We start from the raw sequence: 17,013 nt of genomic DNA on the forward strand, positions 1-17,013 counted from the left end.
TGAAGATCGTTTCCAGGCCCCGCTTTCACTGACGAGAGCGGGGCTTTTTCATGCCTGGAAGCGGTCGAGCTCGAAGAGCGAGATGTCGTGGCGTGTCGAACCGTCGATCGCCAGATCGGCAAGGATCTCGCCGATGACCGAACAGAACTTGTACCCGTGCCCGGAGCATGGGGAGGCCACGATGACGCGCTCGTCGTCCGGCAATGTGTCGATGATGAAATGCTCGTCCGGGGAATTGGTGAAGATACAGGTGCGCAACGCCAGCGCCGGACCGTTTGCCATCGGGGTGTAGCGGCTGACGAACGCCCGCAGGATGTCTTCGTCCGCCTGGTCAGGTTCGCGCAATCCCTCGGCCGGGTCGATCGTTTCGTCCAGGTGGTGATAGCGCCCGATCTTGAATCCTGGGAATCCGTAGACCGGAAAGCCGTAGTAGCGTCCTTCGGGCACGGTCAGGTTGAAGACCGGGAATGTTTCGGGGGTAAAGAGCACCGGTTCGATCGGTTGCAGCCAGGCCAGCACCTGTCGTTCTGGCTGCAGCAGGGGAGCCAGTTCGTCCAGCAGCGCGCCCATCCATGCCCCGGTGGTGAAGATGAGTTTTTCGGTGCGGTATTCGCCGCGGGTCGTGCGCACCGAGATGCCGTTGTCGCTCGCTATCCAGTCGAGCACTTCTTCGCGGCCATGAATCTCGGCGCCCAGCTTCATCGCTTCCGCGGTGTGCTGCACGATGGTTCGCTCCGAGAGGACGAAGCCGCCTTCTTCCTGGTAGAGCGCCAAGTATTCTTCCGGCAGGCGGTAGCCGGGAAAGCGCCGGGTCAGCTCGGCACTCGTCAGAACCTCATGCGGCAGGTCATGCACCTTGCACGATTCGAGCGCGCCGGTGAAGACGATCCCATCCGGCTCACTGGCGTCGATGGAACCGGTAATGTGCAGGAGATGCTCGCCGCAGGCCGCCTCCAGTTCCCGCCAGAGCTCATACGCGCGTTTCAGCAGCGGAACGTAGCGTGTGTCTTCATAGTAGGCGAGGCGAATGATGCGGTTGACTCCATGCGACGAACCGCTGGAATGGGGGATATCGAACTGCTCGAGTCCGAGCACCTTCTTGCCGCGACGGGCCAACTGCCAGCACGTGGCCGACCCCATGCCGCCTACCCCGACGACGATTGCATCATATGCATCCATCACGCCCCTGGCTCCTTCGGTTCCTCGTCTACCGACTCGGGCTGGTCGTATTTCTCGATCAACTCGTGCAGCGCCGCTTCGTCATCGTATCGGTCATCGTCCACCCAGGTCTCGGTCAGGCGCGGACCGCTCGGGCCGGCCACGACCTCGATGTCGTCCGCCCAGACGCGGATGACGGCTGAAATCATGGCTGCCACTGACGGACCGAGCAGCACACCTGGTATGCCCAGGAGCTTGCTCCCGATGAGCACTGAAATCAGGCTGGTGAATGGCGAGATGTTCAGCGTGCGGCCGAAGACCCGTGGCGAGGTGACGTAGTTCTCGAACTGCTGGTAGATCAGGCACGCCACGATGACGATCATGGCCGAAGTTGTGCTCACCGTTAGCGCCAGGATCGCGAAGATTACGGTCGCCATCGTCGCGCCAACGATGGGAATGGCATCCAGCACAAAGGCGATCACCGCGGCCACGAGCGGTGACGGAAGATCGAGCGCGGTAAACACGATGAACGTGAAGATCGCGAAGAGACTCGAGTTGATTCCCTGACCGATCACATAGCCGCTGACCACCCGGGTCACTTCCGGGACCATGCGACGGACCTTTTGTTCCTGGCCCTCGGGCAGCATCCGTCCCAGCGAACGGAGCACCTGATCGCCACCGGTAAGGGTGAACGCCGCGACCGCGAAGGCGGTCACGATGCCTGCCAGCACGCTGAAGACGGTTTGGCCGCCGGAAATGGCTTGCTCCACATCGATATCCACGTCGGTCACGTCCGCGCCGGTGGTTTGCTTATCGACGTACGCAATGATGCGGTTATAGAGTTCCGGCTCGCGCGGCTTGAGCCAGGCGAATGCGTCACGGGCGTGTTGCGGCATGTTGTTCCAGAAATCCGCCGCCTGCTGTATCAGCGACGGCGCAACGGCCGCGATGACGAGCGTGAGAACGAGGAGCACGCCCAGCAGCACGAAGATGACGGCGATGCCTCGCCGCACTCCCCTCCGCTCCATGCGTTGCACGAGCGGAAACAGCGCCGCGGCCAGCAGGAACCCAAGGAAGATCTGGAAGAGCACTTCGCTCAGCCGGGTGACCAGCAGCAGGAACCCGATGGTGGCGAGGATGCGGATGATGGTCCGCCATGGGATGTCGATCTCGATGCGCTGCGGGGGATCGTGGTCCCCGTGCCCGCGCGAGGTCGGATCGAGACCGGCAGAGCGGCTTTCGGTTCGGAGGCGCTTTGGATTCTTGATGACAGTGCTCGGCATAGTGCTCAATCGGTCACACGACCGTCACAATCGTGAGAGTATGCACGATCCGCGCCAGCGCTTTGGCGCAATTGCGACAATGGTTGCGCGAGTAGAGTTTGACGAAGAATCTTTCAGTTCGATCGAAGGAGCTTGAATGTCACGAGAGGCCTTTGCAGCGCTCGAAGCCGAAGTGCAAACGATTCACGACCTGGAAATGGCACGCGAGCTGTTGTCCTGGGACCAGCAATGCATCATGCCGGTGGCTGCCAACGACCAGCGCGCCAATCAGGTCGAAACACTCTCCGTCCTGATTCATGATCGTTTGACCAGCGACTCGATCGGCCAGCTGCTCGACGAGAGCGCTGATGTGGGCGCGGCGGCAGGCGCGGAGTCGTACGAGGCAGGGCTGCTACGTCTTGTGCGCCGCATCTACGACCTGAGCCGACGCATTCCCAGTGAGCTCGAAGGCCGCATCGCTCAGGCGGAGGCAGAGGGGTTCGCTACCTGGCGAGATGCCCGCGCCGCGAACGATTTCGCGGCGTTCTTGCCGGTACTGGAGAAACAAATCGCGCTGCGCAAGGAATATATCGCCTGTTTCGATCCAACCGAGTCGCCTTACGACGTGCTGCTCGATCGATTCGAGGAAGGCGCGACCGTGGCGCAGATCGACCCGATCTTCGATCGGCTCAAGCCTCGCCTGATCGAACTGACCAGAGCGGTTGCTGCAAACCAGGACAAGGTCGACGACGGGCTGCTCTTTGGGTCGTTTCCAAAGGCGGCTCAGGTGCAGTTGTCCGAGGACATTGCGGCGGTACTTGGCGCGACGGAGGCAAGCTGGCGTGTGGTCGAGACCGTTCATCCGTTCCAACAGAGTTTTGGCACGAAAGACATTCGGCTCGCCACTCGCTACGACGAGGACTTCTTCTCCACCGCGTTTTATGGAACGATTCACGAGTTCGGTCATGGGCTCTACGAAGCGCAAATCGATCCCTCGCTCGATCGCACGCCGTTGGCGACCGGCGTTTCGATGACCGTGCACGAGTCGCAGAGCCGGTTGCTCGAAAATCTGGTCGGCCGCGGTCGTCCGTTTGTCAACTATGCCTGGCCCCTGATCCGCGCGGCCTTCCCGGACGCCCTCGATGCCTATTCAGCCGAAGAGTTCTATCGGGCTGTCAACAAGATGCAGCCATCATTCATTCGGGTGGAAGCGGACGAGCTCACGTACGGTCTGCATATCATCCTGCGATATGAGCTCGAGCGAGATCTCTTCGAAGGACGCCTGGAGGCCAAGGACCTGCCCGAAGTCTGGAACGCTCGCATGAAGGAGTACCTCGGCGTCGAGGTTCCCGACGATGCCCATGGCGTGTTGCAGGATGTGCACTGGTCAGAGGGGCTGTTCGGCTACTTCCCGGATTACTTGCTCGGCACGGTTCTCTCGGTTCAGATTTGGGAGAAGATGATGGTGGACATTCCCGACCTGACCGAGCAGATCGAGCAAGGCGACTTTGCCGCGCTGCGTGAGTGGCTTCGCACCCACGTCCACTGGAGCGGCAGCAAGTTTCCGCCCAGGGAAACGATCGAACGGGCGGTTGGTGGCCCACTCGATCCAGAACCCTATCTGCGCTACCTCGAGCGCAAGATCGCGGATTTGTACGGTATCTGAGTCCAGAGTCCAGAGTCCAGAGTCCAGAGTCCAGAGTCCGGGGTGCGGAGTCCGGAGTCCGGAGTCCGGAGTTCGGGGGCCGGAGCGAACGGACGCATTCACTGGACACGGGCGCTTGAACGAAAAGGAGTTCGACCAGACCATGTCGATCAGATTCGGAATCTTCGCGCCGCAAGGTTGGCGGCGGGACCTGAACAGCTTTTCCGATCCATACCAGCAGTTCGAGGCGATGACCCATGTTGGTCGCGTTGCGGACGCAGGGAGCTGGGACTCGATTTGGGTCTACGACCATTTCCACACGACGCCGCAGGCCGAGCTGGAGACCACGTTCGAATGCTGGACGATCACGTCAACGTTGGCGCGCGACACGAAGCGAGTGAATGTCGGCCAGATGGTGGGCTGCAACGGATATCGGAATCCGGCGCTCTACGCCAAGATTTCATCCACCGTCGATGTCGCCAGCAACGGCCGGCTCTACGCAGGTATCGGCGCGGGGTGGTATGAGGCCGAGTGGAAGGCGTACGGCTATCCCTGGGTGGAGACACCGCAACGGATGGGGATGTTCCGTGAAGCCGTACAGGTCATCAAGAAGATGTGGACCGAGGACTATCCGGAGTTCCATGGCAAGTACTACACCATCGACAAGCCGATCAACGAGCCGAAGGGGGTCCGGAAACCGCACCCCATGTTCTGGATCGGCGGCAGTGGCGAGCAGGTCACGCTCAAACTTGTGGCGCAATACGCCGACGCGTGCAACGTGATGGGCGATGTCGAGACGGTCGGGCGAAAACTGGAGATCCTGCAAGGCCACTGCGCGGCAGCCGGCCGCAACTACGACGACCTGGTGAAATCGACCCAGATTCGCGTCCACCTGATCGAAGCGGGCGAGGATCCTGTTAAGGCATCGGAAGCAGTCCGCCAGGGAACCCCGTTCGACGACTTTGCCAGCGGTTTCCTGATCGGCACTCCAAAGGATGTTGCGGAAAAGGTCGAGCAATTGGCAGAGGTCGGAGTCGACTACATCATCATGTACGTGACCAATGTTGCCTACGAACCGGCATTGGTGGACCTCCTCGACAACGAAGTTGTGAGAAAGTTCGCCTGACCGGTTTTCGGAGTTACGACCGAGGGGATAACGCGCACTGGTGGGTACCGAGCTTCTGGAACGTCGCACGTTCGGCAAGTCGTCGCTCGAAGTCCCTCCCATCGCGGTGGGCTGCGCGCCCCTTGGCGACATGCGCGACACCTTTCTCTACTCCGTGCCGGAGGAGCAGGCGGTCGCTACGGTGCTGGCTGCGCTCCGCAGCCCGCTGAACTACATCGACACTGCCGCCTGGTATGGCGACGGTGAAAGCGAGCGGCGCATCGGCATTGCGCTGCGGGAACTCGGCGGATTGCCCGAGGGGGCAATTCTCGAGACCAAGATCGGTTGTTCGCCGGAGCTTTGTGATTTCAGTGGCGACGAGGTGAAACGCCGATTCGAGCGTAGCCTGTCGTTGCTGGGTGTCGACCGGTTCGACGCGGTCTTTCTCCATGGGCCAGAACGCACCTCGTTCGAGAACGCCATGGCGCCCGGCGGACCAGTCGATGTTCTGCGCGGCTACTACGAACAGGGGCTATTCGACCATTTTGGGGTGGCGTCCGATCTCAGCGATGTCGATCTGCAGTACCTGGAGACAGGCCTGTTCGATTGTGTCATCTGCTCCAACCGATACACCCTGCTCAACACGAACTCCGACGAGCTGTTCACTTACGCGCATGAGCGAGGGATTGCCGTCCTGAACGCCGCTCCGTATGGCAGCGGCATCCTTTCGCGCGGGCCCCGAGACTATCCACGCTACTTCTACCGAACCGCGCCGCCGGCAATGATCGAGCGGGCACTCGCCATCGAAGCGATCTGCGAGCGATATGGCATTTCGCTGACCGCTGCGGCGCTGCAATTCTCGCTGCGCGATTCGCGCATCACCGTTACCATCGCCGGTATGAGCCGGCCGGAGCGGATACAGGAGACGATCGATCTCGCCTCGGTCGAGATCCCACAGGCAGTGTGGGACGAGATCGAGGCGCTTGGTCCGCCGGATACGTCCGATCCCGCCAGCTACTAGTCGGGTTCGAACGTTCGTCAAAGGAGAGAACGTGGGCAAGGAACTACTCGCGCGTCGTACGTTCGGCAACACCTCGTTGGAGGTTCCCCCGGTCGCCATGGGCTGCGCGCCGCTTGGTTCGATGGAAGACACCTTTCTCTACGCCGTTCCTGAGGACGAAGCGATCGCAACTGTCAAGGCCGCCCTCGCGAGTCCGTTCGACTACATCGACACGGCCGCACTCTATGGCGATGGCGTCAGCGAAGCGCGTGTTGGCATGGCGCTGAGAGAGCTTGGCGGCCTTCCCGAGGGAGCGGTGCTTCAGACCAAAGCAGGCCGAGATCCGGCCGACAACAACTTTCGTGGTGAAACGGTCAAGCGGCGTTTCGAGCGCAGTCTGGAACTATTGGGCGTCGATCGGGTCGATGTGGTCTACCTGCACGATGCCGAGTGGACCACATTCGAGGAAGCGATGGCGCCGGGCGGTCCGGTCGAAGTTCTGCGCTCCTATCAGGACCAGGGCGCGTTCGACTATCTCGGAGTAGCGTCCGGGCCGAACGATGTCGAGTTGCAGTACATCGAAACCGGACTTTTCGACGCGGTCATTACCCACAACCGCTATACGTTGCTGAACACCAACGCCAATCCGGTCATCGACGTTGCCGCGGCCAAGGGGATGGCCGTGCTGAACGCCGCGCCATATGGCAGCGGGATGTTGTCACGTGGTCCGGAATCGTATCCGCGCTATGCCTACCAGCAAGCGCCGGACCATCTCATCGCGCGCACCGGCAAGATCCGTGAGATTTGCGACCGTTACGGTGTGCCATTGGCGGCCGCCGCGCTGCAGTTCTCGATGCTCGACCCGCGCATCACGGTCACGATCGTCGGCATGAGTCGACCCGATCGGGTCAAGAGCACGGTCGAGCTTGCCTCGATCGATATCCCGGGCGAAGTCTGGGAAGAAATCGACGCGCTCGGGCCGGCCGACACCGACGATCCGGAAATCTATCGATTCAAAGACAAGAAGTAGCGACTCGATCTATCAGGAGGAAACGTGGCAAGCGGAACAACCTACGATCTGTTGATCAAGGGCGGCGACGTCGTCGACCCGGGGTCTGGATATAGCGGCCAGCTCGATGTTGCGGTCAAGGACGGTAAGATCGCCGCCGTCGAGGCTGGAATCGACCCTGGCTCGGCGGCTTCGGTCAAGGACGCCAGCGGCAAGCTGGTTACGCCGGGACTGATCGACCTGCATACCCATGTCTACTGGGGATCGACCTTCTGGGGCATCCTGCCCGACCCGGTGACGGCGCGCACCGGGGTCACCACCTGGCTCGATGTCGGCAGTTCCGGCGGTTACAACTTCCCCGGTCTGCGCAAATACGTGATCGAGACCCAGAAGTCGCGGGTCTACGCGTTGCTGAACATCTCCTCGATCGGGCTCACGGGACCCACCTGGGAGCTTTCCAATCCTGACTATCTCGACGTCGCGCTCGGCCAGACGATCATCGAGGCAAATCGGGATGTCATCATCGGCGTCAAGGCGCGTATCGATTCCAGCACCACTCGCGGCGTTGGCATCAAGGCGTTGGATGTGGCCCGCGAATTGGCGGAAGCGGTCGACCTGCCGCTGATGATCCATATCGGCGTTGGGCCGCCAACGATCGACGAGGTCATCGAGCGTATGCGCCCCGGCGACATCATCACCCATTGCTTCACCGGCCACAGTATGAATCTGCTCGATCCGAACGGGCAGCTCTATCCCCGCATCGCCGAGCTGCGCGAGCAGGGACTGGTGCTCGACATCGGACACGGCGCCGGGTCGTTCAGCTTCGAGACCGCCAAGACCATGCTGGCCAACGGCGTGTTGCCGGACGTGATCTCGACCGATATTCACCAACTGGCGATTCAGGGACCGTGCTTCGACATGCCGACCACGATTTCCAAGTTTCTGGCAATTGGCATGTCGATCGAGGATGCCATCGAGCGCGCCACCAGCAAAGCCGCCAAGGCGATTCATCTCGATTACCTCGGCTCGCTCAAACCGGGCAGCGTGGCCGACATCGCCATGTTCCACCTCGAGTCAGGCGACTACACCTTCCAGGATGTCTTCATGAACGAGCAGAAGGGAAGCCAGCTGCTGGTGAACGACGCCACCTGGATCGATGGGGAGGAGATGGAGCGGGTGCCCTATCCTGACCTGCAACCATGGGCGGTCCTGAGCGAAAACCAGCGGAGCAAGATGATCCCGCTGGTGGAAGTGCCGAACAAGCCGGCAGCGCCGCTGCTTGACAACCGCACCCGTTAGGGGGCAATGTCCACATTGCATTAGCAAGCGAAACGCGCGACTAGTGGAGTCTCGCGTCACGAGAACAGGAGGAACACCCGTCAATGTCGACCGAGCGTGACCTGGTTCAGAAATTTGCCACATATGCGGAATCGCGGCGGTACACCCGTCGCCAGATCGTGCGCGCAGGCGCAGCCCTTGGGTTGTCCGCCACCGCAGTGAACTCGGTGCTGGCGATGCCGGCATTCGCGCAAGATTCGGCCGCCTCGCCAGCCGCGGACGGTCCCGTGATGGTGCCGATCGTTGGAGCGGAAATGTCGTTCGACGACATCAAGGCCGCGATCGCCGAGGAAGGCGAAGTCAACGTCGGCAACTGGACCTATTCGGCCAACGATGCGTTGATCAAGCGGTTCCAGGACTACATCAAGGATGTCTACGATGTGGACATCAAGCTCAACTACTCGGGATCGCAGACGCCGAGCACGTATATCACCGACCTGACCATTGCGGTCGGTGCCGGGGACAATGCGCCGTACGACGTGTTGGCCATCGAGGAGAACTACTGGGCCGAAGCGCAGGCGCAGGCCGCTGAGGCAGGCGCGCCGATGATGGAGGATTTCCTCCCATCGCCACTGGTTCCGAATGCGGATCGGGTGCTCGAAACCCTGATCCATGCGCCGACCTCGGTTGGGTTCCAGGCTTCGGCGTCCCCGGGCATTACGATCAACACCGACAACGTCGACTACGTCACTGACTGGGACGATCTGGCCGACGAGCGCCTCAAGGGCAAGCTGCTCATGTGGTTGCCTGGTGACATCACCGGCGGCGGCATCCTGCTGGGCACCGCGGCTGCGCTCGGGCTGGACTACAAAGATCCCGCGCAGATGGACGAGGCGATCGCCTTCCTGGTCGAGAAGGTCCATCCCAACGTGCTCAAGTACACCAACCAGCAGCCTGAATTGGAAGAGCTGCTGAAGTCGGGAGTGGTCGACGCGGCAACGTTCTGGAACGGCGTCGCGCGCAAGTTCTACTTCGATGGAACCGAGAACTTCGCATTTGTGGTCGCCGAGTCCGGTCAGTACGCGGTCAACGGATTCATGTGGATTCCGGCCAAGCCGAAGCATCCGGTGCTTGCCCAGATCTTCGTGGACTGGCGGCTCAGCGACGACGCCCAGTTCCCGGATCTGGAGGCATGGGATATCACCGAAGGTTGGTGGTCGGAACTGCACGAAGGGCTCATGGGCCCGTCGTACGAGGCCGCGATTCCGGAATGGATCGCACCGGTCTACTTCGACTACTTCCCGACCATCGATCAACTGGCGACGCTCTACAAGAACGTCGACTGGGAGTACTACAACCAGCACAATCAGGAGTGGTACGACAAATGGCTCGAGGGCATCGGTCTCTAGCATAGAGATTCGAGCGCTCGCCGGCGCGGCTCCGGGGCAGCAACTGCCTCGGAGCCGCCTGTGTGCAGGGAATCGTTCGACGCATGCGTGAACCCGTTCTCGTTTCGGCCGACCGCGAAGTCGCGGCGCTTCCGGCTCCTGTCGGAGAATCGCGCCTGCGCCGCTGGCTGGTGGGTTATGGGTTGCTGACACCCGCGGTCATCGCGGCGATCGTTTTCTCCTTCATTCCGCTCGGGTACATCATCCTGGTGAGTTTTACCCGCGAGTCGACCTTTTTTCTCCATCATCCCGATTACACGTCTGATAACTACCGCGAGATCTGGGACCGCTACATGCCGCACGTGTACACCACGGTGCGTTTGGCAACCCTCTCCTCGATCGTCGATCTCGTCTTTGGATTCCCATTTGCCTACATCCTCGTGCGCAAGATCAGGTATCGCGGTCTGGTGCGAACGCTGATGGTCTTTCCGCTTTTCGGGCCGCTCTATCTTGCGTTTGGTCTCTACTATGTGCTGCTGCCAAACGGGGCGCTCTATCCCGTGCTCGAGTTCCTGGGCTTGAAGCCGACGACTTTGCTCTATTCGGAGCCCATGACCGTGTTTGGCATGGCGCTCTTTACCTTTCCCTTCATGACGATGAACGTAGCCGCGGCGCTCTCGAATATCGACCCGGTATTGGAGGAAGCGGCGCAAACGCTGGGCGCCAATCCGTTTCGCGTGTTCGAGCGGATCCTGGCGCCGCTCGCGTGGCCGGGAATCCTGGCCGGTTTCCTGATGTGCTTCGGATGGAACCTGGGTGTCTTTGTGGTGCCGATTCTCCTCGGTGGCACGCCGCAGCAACGGGTGCTCTCGCTGACTCTGCAACAGAAAGCAACCGTGCAGTTCGATTATGGGCTCGCGTCGGCGATGGGCATCGTCTTGCTCGCCATGGCATTCACGGTCACCTGGGCATCGTTGCGATTCTCGCGGGGGGCGCTGGGCGCATGAGCGGTCACCGTCGGTTCGGTATGAAAACGGTCTGGACTGTTCTGCAGCATGCCTATATCTGGATCTGGCTGGTGCTTTTCGCGTTGCCGTTTGTGGCGACCGCCTTGCATTCCATCGAGGCGCCCGGCGGTGGGTATTCGACGTTCGCCTATAGCCAGGCATTCGGATCGTTCAAGCACAGTCTGATCTTGTCGGTCGAACTGACCGTGCTGGCGATCCTGATCAATCTGCTAATCGCCATTCCTGCGGCGTTTGCCATCGTGCGGCACGACATTCCCGGCAAGCGGATGATCCTTTCCGCATTGAATCTCTCGCTCTACACTCCGGCCGCGGTGATGGGCCTTGGCCTGGCGATCACATACGCCTACTTGCTCGACATTCCGCGCACGCGGGTGGGCTTGGTTGCTGCCTATGTGGTCGGGACCTTCCCCTTGATGCTCGTGCCGATCATCGTGGCCCTGCGCGACCAACCGTTGATCTATGGAGAGGCGGCGCGCACGCTCGGAGCGAATCGGTTGCAGACCTTCTTCCGCGTCGAGCTGCCGTTGCTCGGTCCTGGCATCAGCGCCGGGGTGCTGATGACCTTCGTGATCGTGTTCAACGAGTTTCTGGTGACGCTCTTCATCGCCGGTCCGGAAACCGAGACGGCCGCGTTGCGGGTCTACAACCTGACCAAGACGGCTGGGTTCGCGCAATCGACGGCTGCGTTGGCAACCATCATGCAGGCGACCTCGTTCATCGTCGTGCTGCTCTTCTTCAAGCTCTTCTCCCAGCGGTATTTGAAGGGCACCTATTTCACGTAAACCGGAGCATCCATGGCCCAGGTACGTCTGGTCGAAGTCGAAAAACGCTATGGCGAAACAGTGGCGGTCGATCGCGTCAGCGCCGATATCGCCGACGGTGAGTTCATCACGCTGCTGGGTCCATCCGGTTGCGGGAAGACGACCACATTGCGCATGGTTGCCGGGTTGATCGAACCGAGCTCGGGGCAGATCTGGTTCGACGATCAGATGGTCAATCGCGTTCCCACGCACAGGCGCAACGTCGGCTTGGCGTTCCAGAGTCATGCGCTCTTCCCGCACATGTCCGTGGCGAAGAACATCGCCTTCGGTCTGCAGATGAAGCGCATGCCGAAAGCGCAGATCCAGCAGCGGGTGGGCGAAATGCTCGACATGATCGAGATGACCGATTTCGCTGACCGCATGCCGGGTCAGCTTTCTGGCGGTCAACAGCAGCGTGTGGCGCTCGCGCGCATGCTTGCGACCGATCCCCGCGTCTTGCTTTTCGACGAACCGCTCTCCGCGCTCGACCGCAATTTGCGCGACACATTGAAGTACTCGATTCTCGAGCTGCAGCGTCGCACGAAGAAGACGGCCATCTATGTGACGCACGATCAGTCGGAAGCATTCGCCATTTCGGATCGCATCTTCGTCATGAACAAGGGTCGCGTCGAGCAGGCCGGCAGCCAGCTCGACATCTATCTACGCCCTGCCACTGAGTTCGTTGCCAATTTCGTCGGGGACAACAATGCGATTCCGGGCGTTATCGAGTCGATTGCAGTGGCCGCCGACGGCGAGCGAACGGCGAGGGTACGAGCGGGCGCCTTCGAGCTGACGGGTTTTGCTCCGGAAGCGTTGGCGGTGGGCGATTCTGTGCTCGCGTTCGTGCGGCCGGAGAATATCGAAGTGGTTGGCGCCAACACCCGCAACGAGGCGGACGGCCTGGTAACTGGCACGGTCGAGCAGATCGTCTTCGAAGGGCCGACCGTGCGCCTGGACGTCGATTGTGAGGGCACGCTGCTCAATGTCTCAGCCAGTGGCGTCGAGCGCCTGACACTGCTCGACAAGGGCCAGAAGCAGGTCACGCTCCGCTTCCGGGATGTCTCCCTCGTCAAGCAATAAATCCGCAACTCGGCTGTACGAATACGTCATCGAATACGCATTTTTGAGGATGGGACGGCGCGTCTACCGCAGCGACTATAGACGCACGGTCGGAAGCGCATGAGGGGCGCCCGCGACCGGCGAATAAGCCGATTGTGTTGCTGGAGCGTCTGGGAATGAGTCAAGAGAACGTCGAGCGGGTACGGAGTTTTTTCGAGGAAGCGTTTTGCAAGAATTGCATGCGCACATTGCAGGAGACACATGCCACCACGCATGTCAGTCATCTGCCCGGAGGCGACCACTACGGTCCCGAGGGCGTGCGCATCGATATTGCGGGATATCTGGAGGCGTTTCCCGACCTTCGCATTGTGCTCGAGGAGATCTGGGACGCTGGCGAATCGATCGCGTATCGGTTCAAGGCCACCGGCACGCATCTTGGCGCATTTCTCGGCTTCACCCCGACCGGACGCCCCGTGAGTATCGAAGGGCTCGGAATCGACCGGATCGAGAACGGTCTCTTTATCGAACGTTGGATCCAGTTCGATACGTTTGGACTGTTGCAGCAGCTCGGTCTCTGGGGCTCGGACACAACTTCCTGAACATCAAGACCGCCCACTAAACCCGTCGTGCAGCGGTTGCCCGGCAACATCGAGCTCGACCGAGTAGATCGAACCGGTGGCGCATTCGGTGATGACCAGTGTTCTACGGTGCGGACCGCCGAAGGCGACGTTGGTCACGCGTTTGCCGGGCACGAGGATCGAGCCGATCTGCTTCCCGTTCGGATCGAAAATATCCACCGATCCTCCGTCATGGTGCGCGACGTAAAGACTCCCGTCCTCGGCGAACGCCATGCCGTCGCCGCCTGACGGCGCCGTCGTTTCCGCCCAAATCTCTCGAGGGCCGACTGTGCCGTCGGCTTCGATCCGGTAGCGCAGCAAGCGATCGCGATAGGTCTCGGCGAGGATGACGTATTGCCCGTCATGCGTGAGGGCTACGCCGTTCGGAAACGCCAACCCGCTGTCGAGCTGCTGCAACTCCCCGTCGACCGTGTAGCGATAGAACCCGCCAACCGGATTTTCGAGGCTTGTGCGCCAGGGATCGGAGAAATAGACATTCCCATCCTTGTCGAAGACGAGATCGTTTGCCCCGTTCAGGGGGACGCCATGAAACTCGTTGACGAGAATTGTCGCCTCGACGTCTGGCGAGATGCGCATGAGCCCGTGGATGTCGTCGCCCTCATCGGCAACCCACAACGACCCGTCGGGATGAAACGCCAGCCCGGCCGGCACGCCACCCGTGTTGTAGAACTCGCGAATCTCGCCGTCCGGTGAGCGACGCAAGATCGAATGGCGTTCCCAGTCGACAAAGAACAGATTGCCATGGCGATCGAACGCCGGGCCCTCGAGCGTGTCGAAACCAGATGCAAGCACGGTCATCTCGCCGACAGTTGCCACGGGTGCAAACTCCTTTGATTTCGAATGGTGACGGACGAGGAACCCTAGTCCAGATGCTTGCTTGGTCAGCCAGGGACGAAGAGCGGTATCTCTTCGTCGATCGCTTCCTGAATGATCGGCTGATAGGCGACGCCAAGCACGTTCGCGACTGCCTGAGAGAACTCCTCGAGTTGTACCCGCAGAAAGCCCATCGTTGTATAGGCGATGGTTCCATCCTGCCGAATGACATAAACAGTGGGAGTTGCAAAGATGTCGAATTCGACCGAGAGCGGAAAGTCATCGCCCTCGATCAGGACGGGATAGGCGAGGCCGCCCGCCCGGCGAATGAACGACCGAGTGACATTGGCCGAATCCTGCGCGATGCCGAAGACCTGCAAGCCGAAGACGCCGTATCGATCGACGAAGCGATCGAGCATGGGCATCATGGCTTTGCTGGCGGCACAGGAGCTCTTGTAGATACCGAGCAGCAAGGGACCGGAGCGCAGCACCTCGGCGAGGTTGTAGTCCGTCCCTTCGCTGTCGGGAAAGGTTCTGTTCAGATTTGGGGCGTGTTCCCCAGCCTGCAGTGACACAACGCCGATCCCAGGAGTCGCGCGCGAAATCGTTCGTGTGTCCAGTATCGCCGACGCCGGGCAACCGTTACCCGGTGTTATGCGCCGCTGGTGTATTGCCAGAGGTCGGCGAGCGGACCGGCGACCCCGAGACCGCCGAATATGTATGCCTCACTGTCGAGCGTGACCAGGTCATGGCTCGACCTCGGGGCGATGATCCCGCTGTCGTCTGTCGCTTCCTGCCACTCGAACCCGTCGCTCGAGCGGGCGCCATACCAGACGTCGGCCGCAGGACCGAACTCTGTTTGGCCTCCGACGAGCAACACCGAGTCCCCGAGTTGCGCTGTTGCTGGATTGGACCGCGCGGCGGGAACAATCGATGGGGCGAGTTGTGTCCAGGTTCCGGAGGCTGTTTCGTATTCCCAGAGATCTCCCTGTGGGCATGGTCCATAGCCGGAAGAACAGCCGGCGTAGAGCAACAGTCGCTCGCCGTTGTCGATTGGCGTGACCTCATGCAAGCATCGACGCAGGGGACGCGTCTCCGGGGTGGGCGATACATCCAGCCAACCCGTCTCGCCTGAAAAGGCCCAGGTATCGTCGAAGCGGCCTTCAAAGGTGAACCCATGCGAAACGATGAAGCGGCCCAAGGCATCGAATGCCCCGCCGAGCCCATAGCGGGGAGTGGGAGCCACCGCCAGGCCATCATCGAGCAGCGTCCATGTTTGCGACGCGAAATCGAAGGTCCAAAGGTCAGCGTAGAAGTCGGCGTCCGCCTGTCCACCAAAGAGAACGAAGGCCGAACCATCGGGTGTCGCTGACGCCGCAACGCCAAAGCGGGGGGAAGGCCCTGCGCTCTCGATCGGCGTCCAGCGACTCGATGCAAGATCGAACGACCAAAGGTCGCCCAACGCGACCCCATTGGCGTCGCGGCCACCAAAGGCGTAGAGCCGGCCGTTCGCGGCGTCGGCGGTCAGGACATGGTCCCAACGAGCCAATGGTCCGCTGCCGTCATCGAGGAGTTTCCAGCGATCAGTCTGCGCGGAGGCTCGGGTCAATCCAAACGGAGCGGCCGCGGCAATGGCGGCCAACAGGGTGCGGCGAGTGATGCGCATGTGCATTCGGTCTCCTGGGCGAATTTGGGTTGCTGAATGCGCTACGTTGCCCAGAGCGATGCGGATCACTCCTCCTCGTAGATGTCGCTCGGCTCGATGTATTCGCTATCCTCTCCGGGATGCTCGATCCGCTCAGGAGAGAACTTCCAAAGGTCGCTGAGCGCGCCCTCGGCGCCGTACCCCCCAAAGACGTAGTACTCGCCGTTCGCCGCTGTCATGTCATGCCACGCTCGCCGGTAGATTCCGAGCGGGCCATGGTTTACCGGCGTCAATTCGGTCCACTTGAAGAACCCGTCGAACAGGTCGCCGGTCCAGACATCTGATTGCAGTCCGAGATCGGAGGATCCGCCCACGAGGAGCACGGAATTGCCCAGCTTGGACATGGCTGCGCCCGTTCGCGGTGACGGGCCGGATGTTGGAGTGACCTCCGCCCAGAAATCGTTGTACATGTCGTAGGACCAGAGATCGCCGAGCCGCCCGGCGCCATCGGGATTCGAAGCTCCGTATCCCATGAGGAGAACCCCATAGTCAGGGAGGGCGACAAGATCGTGATCGAATCGGGCGATTGGCTTCAGGCCGCCGGAAGAGAGTTCCGACCAGCTTCCAGAGGCTGCATCGAATGCCCAGGTGTCGTCGAAGAGCGAATTCCCGTTCCGTCCATGGGTAATCACGAACCGGCCGAACACATCGATCGCGCCCCGGCTTCCCATCCGCGCGCCAGGTCCCGGACCATTTGTCTCGATCTGCCGCCATGTCGTCGAAGCGAAATCGAACCACCACAGATCGTCGAAGACCGCGTCGTCCGATGCCCCGCCTGCGTAGTAGAAGCCTGATCCGTCGGCCGCGATCGCCGAGGCGCTGTCCGACCGCGCTTTGGGGCCGCTCAGATCGAGCTCGCTCCACGTCCAGCTGCCGAGGTCGAACATCCAGAGATCGCCCTTGACGGTTCCCAGAGCGTCGCGCCCACCGACGAGCACTAACCTGTTGTGCCAGGTGTCGATGACCAGGGTGTGTCCCCAGCGGCCAAGCGGATCGGTAGGCTGGCCGTTCGCCAGCAAGATCCAGGGAGGATCCGGTTGCGCTTCCTGGGCACGCGCCGTGCGTCCAAACAAGGCAATGGCCACTGTGGCGGCCAGGAGCGAGCGTCGATCGATTCGCATCGTT

Annotated in this window: 16 protein-coding genes; 10 read left to right on the forward strand and 6 right to left on the reverse strand. The window is 61.1% G+C overall.

Features of this window, described 5'->3' with window-relative positions; genetic code table 11:
- Positions 1 to 48 precede the first annotated feature (48 nt).
- Positions 49 to 1,179: an N-methyl-L-tryptophan oxidase gene (solA, locus tag R2855_01785; protein MEZ4529735.1), complete on the reverse strand. Its 1,131-nt coding sequence runs from the start codon at positions 1,177 to 1,179 to the stop codon at positions 49 to 51.
- Positions 1,179 to 2,441 (reverse strand): AI-2E family transporter, encoded by a 1,263-nt coding sequence (locus R2855_01790; GenBank protein ID MEZ4529736.1) that lies wholly within the window; start codon positions 2,439 to 2,441, stop codon positions 1,179 to 1,181. The genes solA and R2855_01790 overlap by 1 nt, the downstream gene beginning before the upstream one ends.
- Positions 2,442 to 2,577: 136 nt before the next feature.
- Here R2855_01790 and R2855_01795 point away from each other — a divergent pair, with 136 nt between their 5' ends.
- The 10 genes from R2855_01795 (at position 2,578) to R2855_01840 (ending at position 13,331) form a co-directional block, all read left to right on the forward strand.
- A complete protein-coding gene (locus tag R2855_01795) occupies positions 2,578 to 4,086 on the forward strand; it encodes a carboxypeptidase M32 (protein ID MEZ4529737.1) in 1,509 nt (502 codons plus the stop codon).
- A 142-nt stretch (positions 4,087 to 4,228) separates the two neighbouring features.
- A complete protein-coding gene (locus R2855_01800; protein ID MEZ4529738.1) occupies positions 4,229 to 5,191 on the forward strand; it encodes an LLM class F420-dependent oxidoreductase in 963 nt (320 codons plus the stop codon).
- Positions 5,192 to 5,231: 40 nt separating this feature from the next.
- On the forward strand, positions 5,232 to 6,191 hold the full coding sequence (locus R2855_01805; protein ID MEZ4529739.1) for an aldo/keto reductase: 960 nt from the start codon (positions 5,232 to 5,234) through the stop codon (positions 6,189 to 6,191).
- Positions 6,192 to 6,222: 31 nt separating this feature from the next.
- Positions 6,223 to 7,200, forward strand: coding sequence for an aldo/keto reductase (locus tag R2855_01810; protein MEZ4529740.1), 978 nt, complete (start codon positions 6,223 to 6,225; stop codon positions 7,198 to 7,200).
- 24 nt (positions 7,201 to 7,224) lie between these two features.
- The gene (locus R2855_01815) at positions 7,225 to 8,478 is read left to right on the forward strand and encodes an amidohydrolase/deacetylase family metallohydrolase (protein ID MEZ4529741.1); all 1,254 of its coding nucleotides are present in this window, start codon (positions 7,225 to 7,227) and stop codon (positions 8,476 to 8,478) included.
- A gap of 83 nt (positions 8,479 to 8,561) precedes the next feature.
- Complete coding sequence (locus R2855_01820) at positions 8,562 to 9,866, forward strand: PotD/PotF family extracellular solute-binding protein (GenBank protein MEZ4529742.1); 1,305 nt, start codon at positions 8,562 to 8,564, stop codon at positions 9,864 to 9,866.
- A gap of 83 nt (positions 9,867 to 9,949) precedes the next feature.
- Positions 9,950 to 10,852: an ABC transporter permease gene (locus R2855_01825; protein MEZ4529743.1), complete on the forward strand. Its 903-nt coding sequence runs from the start codon at positions 9,950 to 9,952 to the stop codon at positions 10,850 to 10,852.
- Entirely contained in the window at positions 10,849 to 11,655 is an 807-nt protein-coding gene (locus R2855_01830) for an ABC transporter permease subunit (protein MEZ4529744.1), read from the forward strand. The genes R2855_01825 and R2855_01830 overlap by 4 nt, the downstream gene beginning before the upstream one ends.
- A 12-nt stretch (positions 11,656 to 11,667) precedes the next feature.
- Positions 11,668 to 12,753, forward strand: coding sequence for an ABC transporter ATP-binding protein (locus R2855_01835; protein MEZ4529745.1), 1,086 nt, complete (start codon positions 11,668 to 11,670; stop codon positions 12,751 to 12,753).
- 155 nt (positions 12,754 to 12,908) lie between these two features.
- A complete protein-coding gene (locus tag R2855_01840) occupies positions 12,909 to 13,331 on the forward strand; it encodes an ester cyclase (protein ID MEZ4529746.1) in 423 nt (140 codons plus the stop codon).
- A 3-nt stretch (positions 13,332 to 13,334) separates the two neighbouring features.
- Here the strand turns inward: R2855_01840 and R2855_01845 are convergent, their stop codons facing one another.
- From R2855_01845 to R2855_01860, 4 genes are all read right to left on the reverse strand, one after another.
- Positions 13,335 to 14,186 carry an SMP-30/gluconolactonase/LRE family protein gene (locus tag R2855_01845; protein MEZ4529747.1) on the reverse strand — a complete coding sequence of 284 codons (852 nt, stop codon included), beginning with the start codon at positions 14,184 to 14,186 and terminating at the stop codon, positions 13,335 to 13,337.
- A 65-nt stretch (positions 14,187 to 14,251) separates the two neighbouring features.
- Positions 14,252 to 14,758, reverse strand: coding sequence for a TlpA disulfide reductase family protein (locus R2855_01850; GenBank protein MEZ4529748.1), 507 nt, complete (start codon positions 14,756 to 14,758; stop codon positions 14,252 to 14,254).
- Positions 14,759 to 14,835: 77 nt separating this feature from the next.
- Positions 14,836 to 15,849, reverse strand: a complete 1,014-nt coding sequence (locus tag R2855_01855; protein ID MEZ4529749.1) for a kelch repeat-containing protein — start codon at positions 15,847 to 15,849, stop codon at positions 14,836 to 14,838.
- A gap of 65 nt (positions 15,850 to 15,914) precedes the next feature.
- Positions 15,915 to 17,009, reverse strand: coding sequence for a kelch repeat-containing protein (locus R2855_01860; GenBank protein MEZ4529750.1), 1,095 nt, complete (start codon positions 17,007 to 17,009; stop codon positions 15,915 to 15,917).
- Positions 17,010 to 17,013: the final 4 nt, after the last annotated feature.

The organism is Thermomicrobiales bacterium, from assembly GCA_041390825.1.
GTDB lineage: Bacteria > Chloroflexota > Chloroflexia > Thermomicrobiales > UBA6265 > JAMLHN01.

Coding starts and splice junctions, on each gene's coding strand:
- R2855_01855 (MEZ4529749.1), bottom strand. CDS start 15,849: ATGCGCATCACTCGCCGCACCCTGTTGGCCGCCATTGCCGCGGCCGCT.
- R2855_01840 (MEZ4529746.1), top strand. CDS start 12,909: ATGAGTCAAGAGAACGTCGAGCGGGTACGGAGTTTTTTCGAGGAAGCG.
- R2855_01860 (MEZ4529750.1), bottom strand. CDS start 17,009: ATGCGAATCGATCGACGCTCGCTCCTGGCCGCCACAGTGGCCATTGCC.
- R2855_01835 (MEZ4529745.1), top strand. CDS start 11,668: ATGGCCCAGGTACGTCTGGTCGAAGTCGAAAAACGCTATGGCGAAACA.
- R2855_01795 (MEZ4529737.1), top strand. CDS start 2,578: ATGTCACGAGAGGCCTTTGCAGCGCTCGAAGCCGAAGTGCAAACGATT.
- solA (MEZ4529735.1), bottom strand. CDS start 1,179: ATGGATGCATATGATGCAATCGTCGTCGGGGTAGGCGGCATGGGGTCG.
- R2855_01790 (MEZ4529736.1), bottom strand. CDS start 2,441: ATGCCGAGCACTGTCATCAAGAATCCAAAGCGCCTCCGAACCGAAAGC.
- R2855_01820 (MEZ4529742.1), top strand. CDS start 8,562: ATGTCGACCGAGCGTGACCTGGTTCAGAAATTTGCCACATATGCGGAA.
- R2855_01830 (MEZ4529744.1), top strand. CDS start 10,849: ATGAGCGGTCACCGTCGGTTCGGTATGAAAACGGTCTGGACTGTTCTG.
- R2855_01800 (MEZ4529738.1), top strand. CDS start 4,229: ATGTCGATCAGATTCGGAATCTTCGCGCCGCAAGGTTGGCGGCGGGAC.
- R2855_01825 (MEZ4529743.1), top strand. CDS start 9,950: ATGCGTGAACCCGTTCTCGTTTCGGCCGACCGCGAAGTCGCGGCGCTT.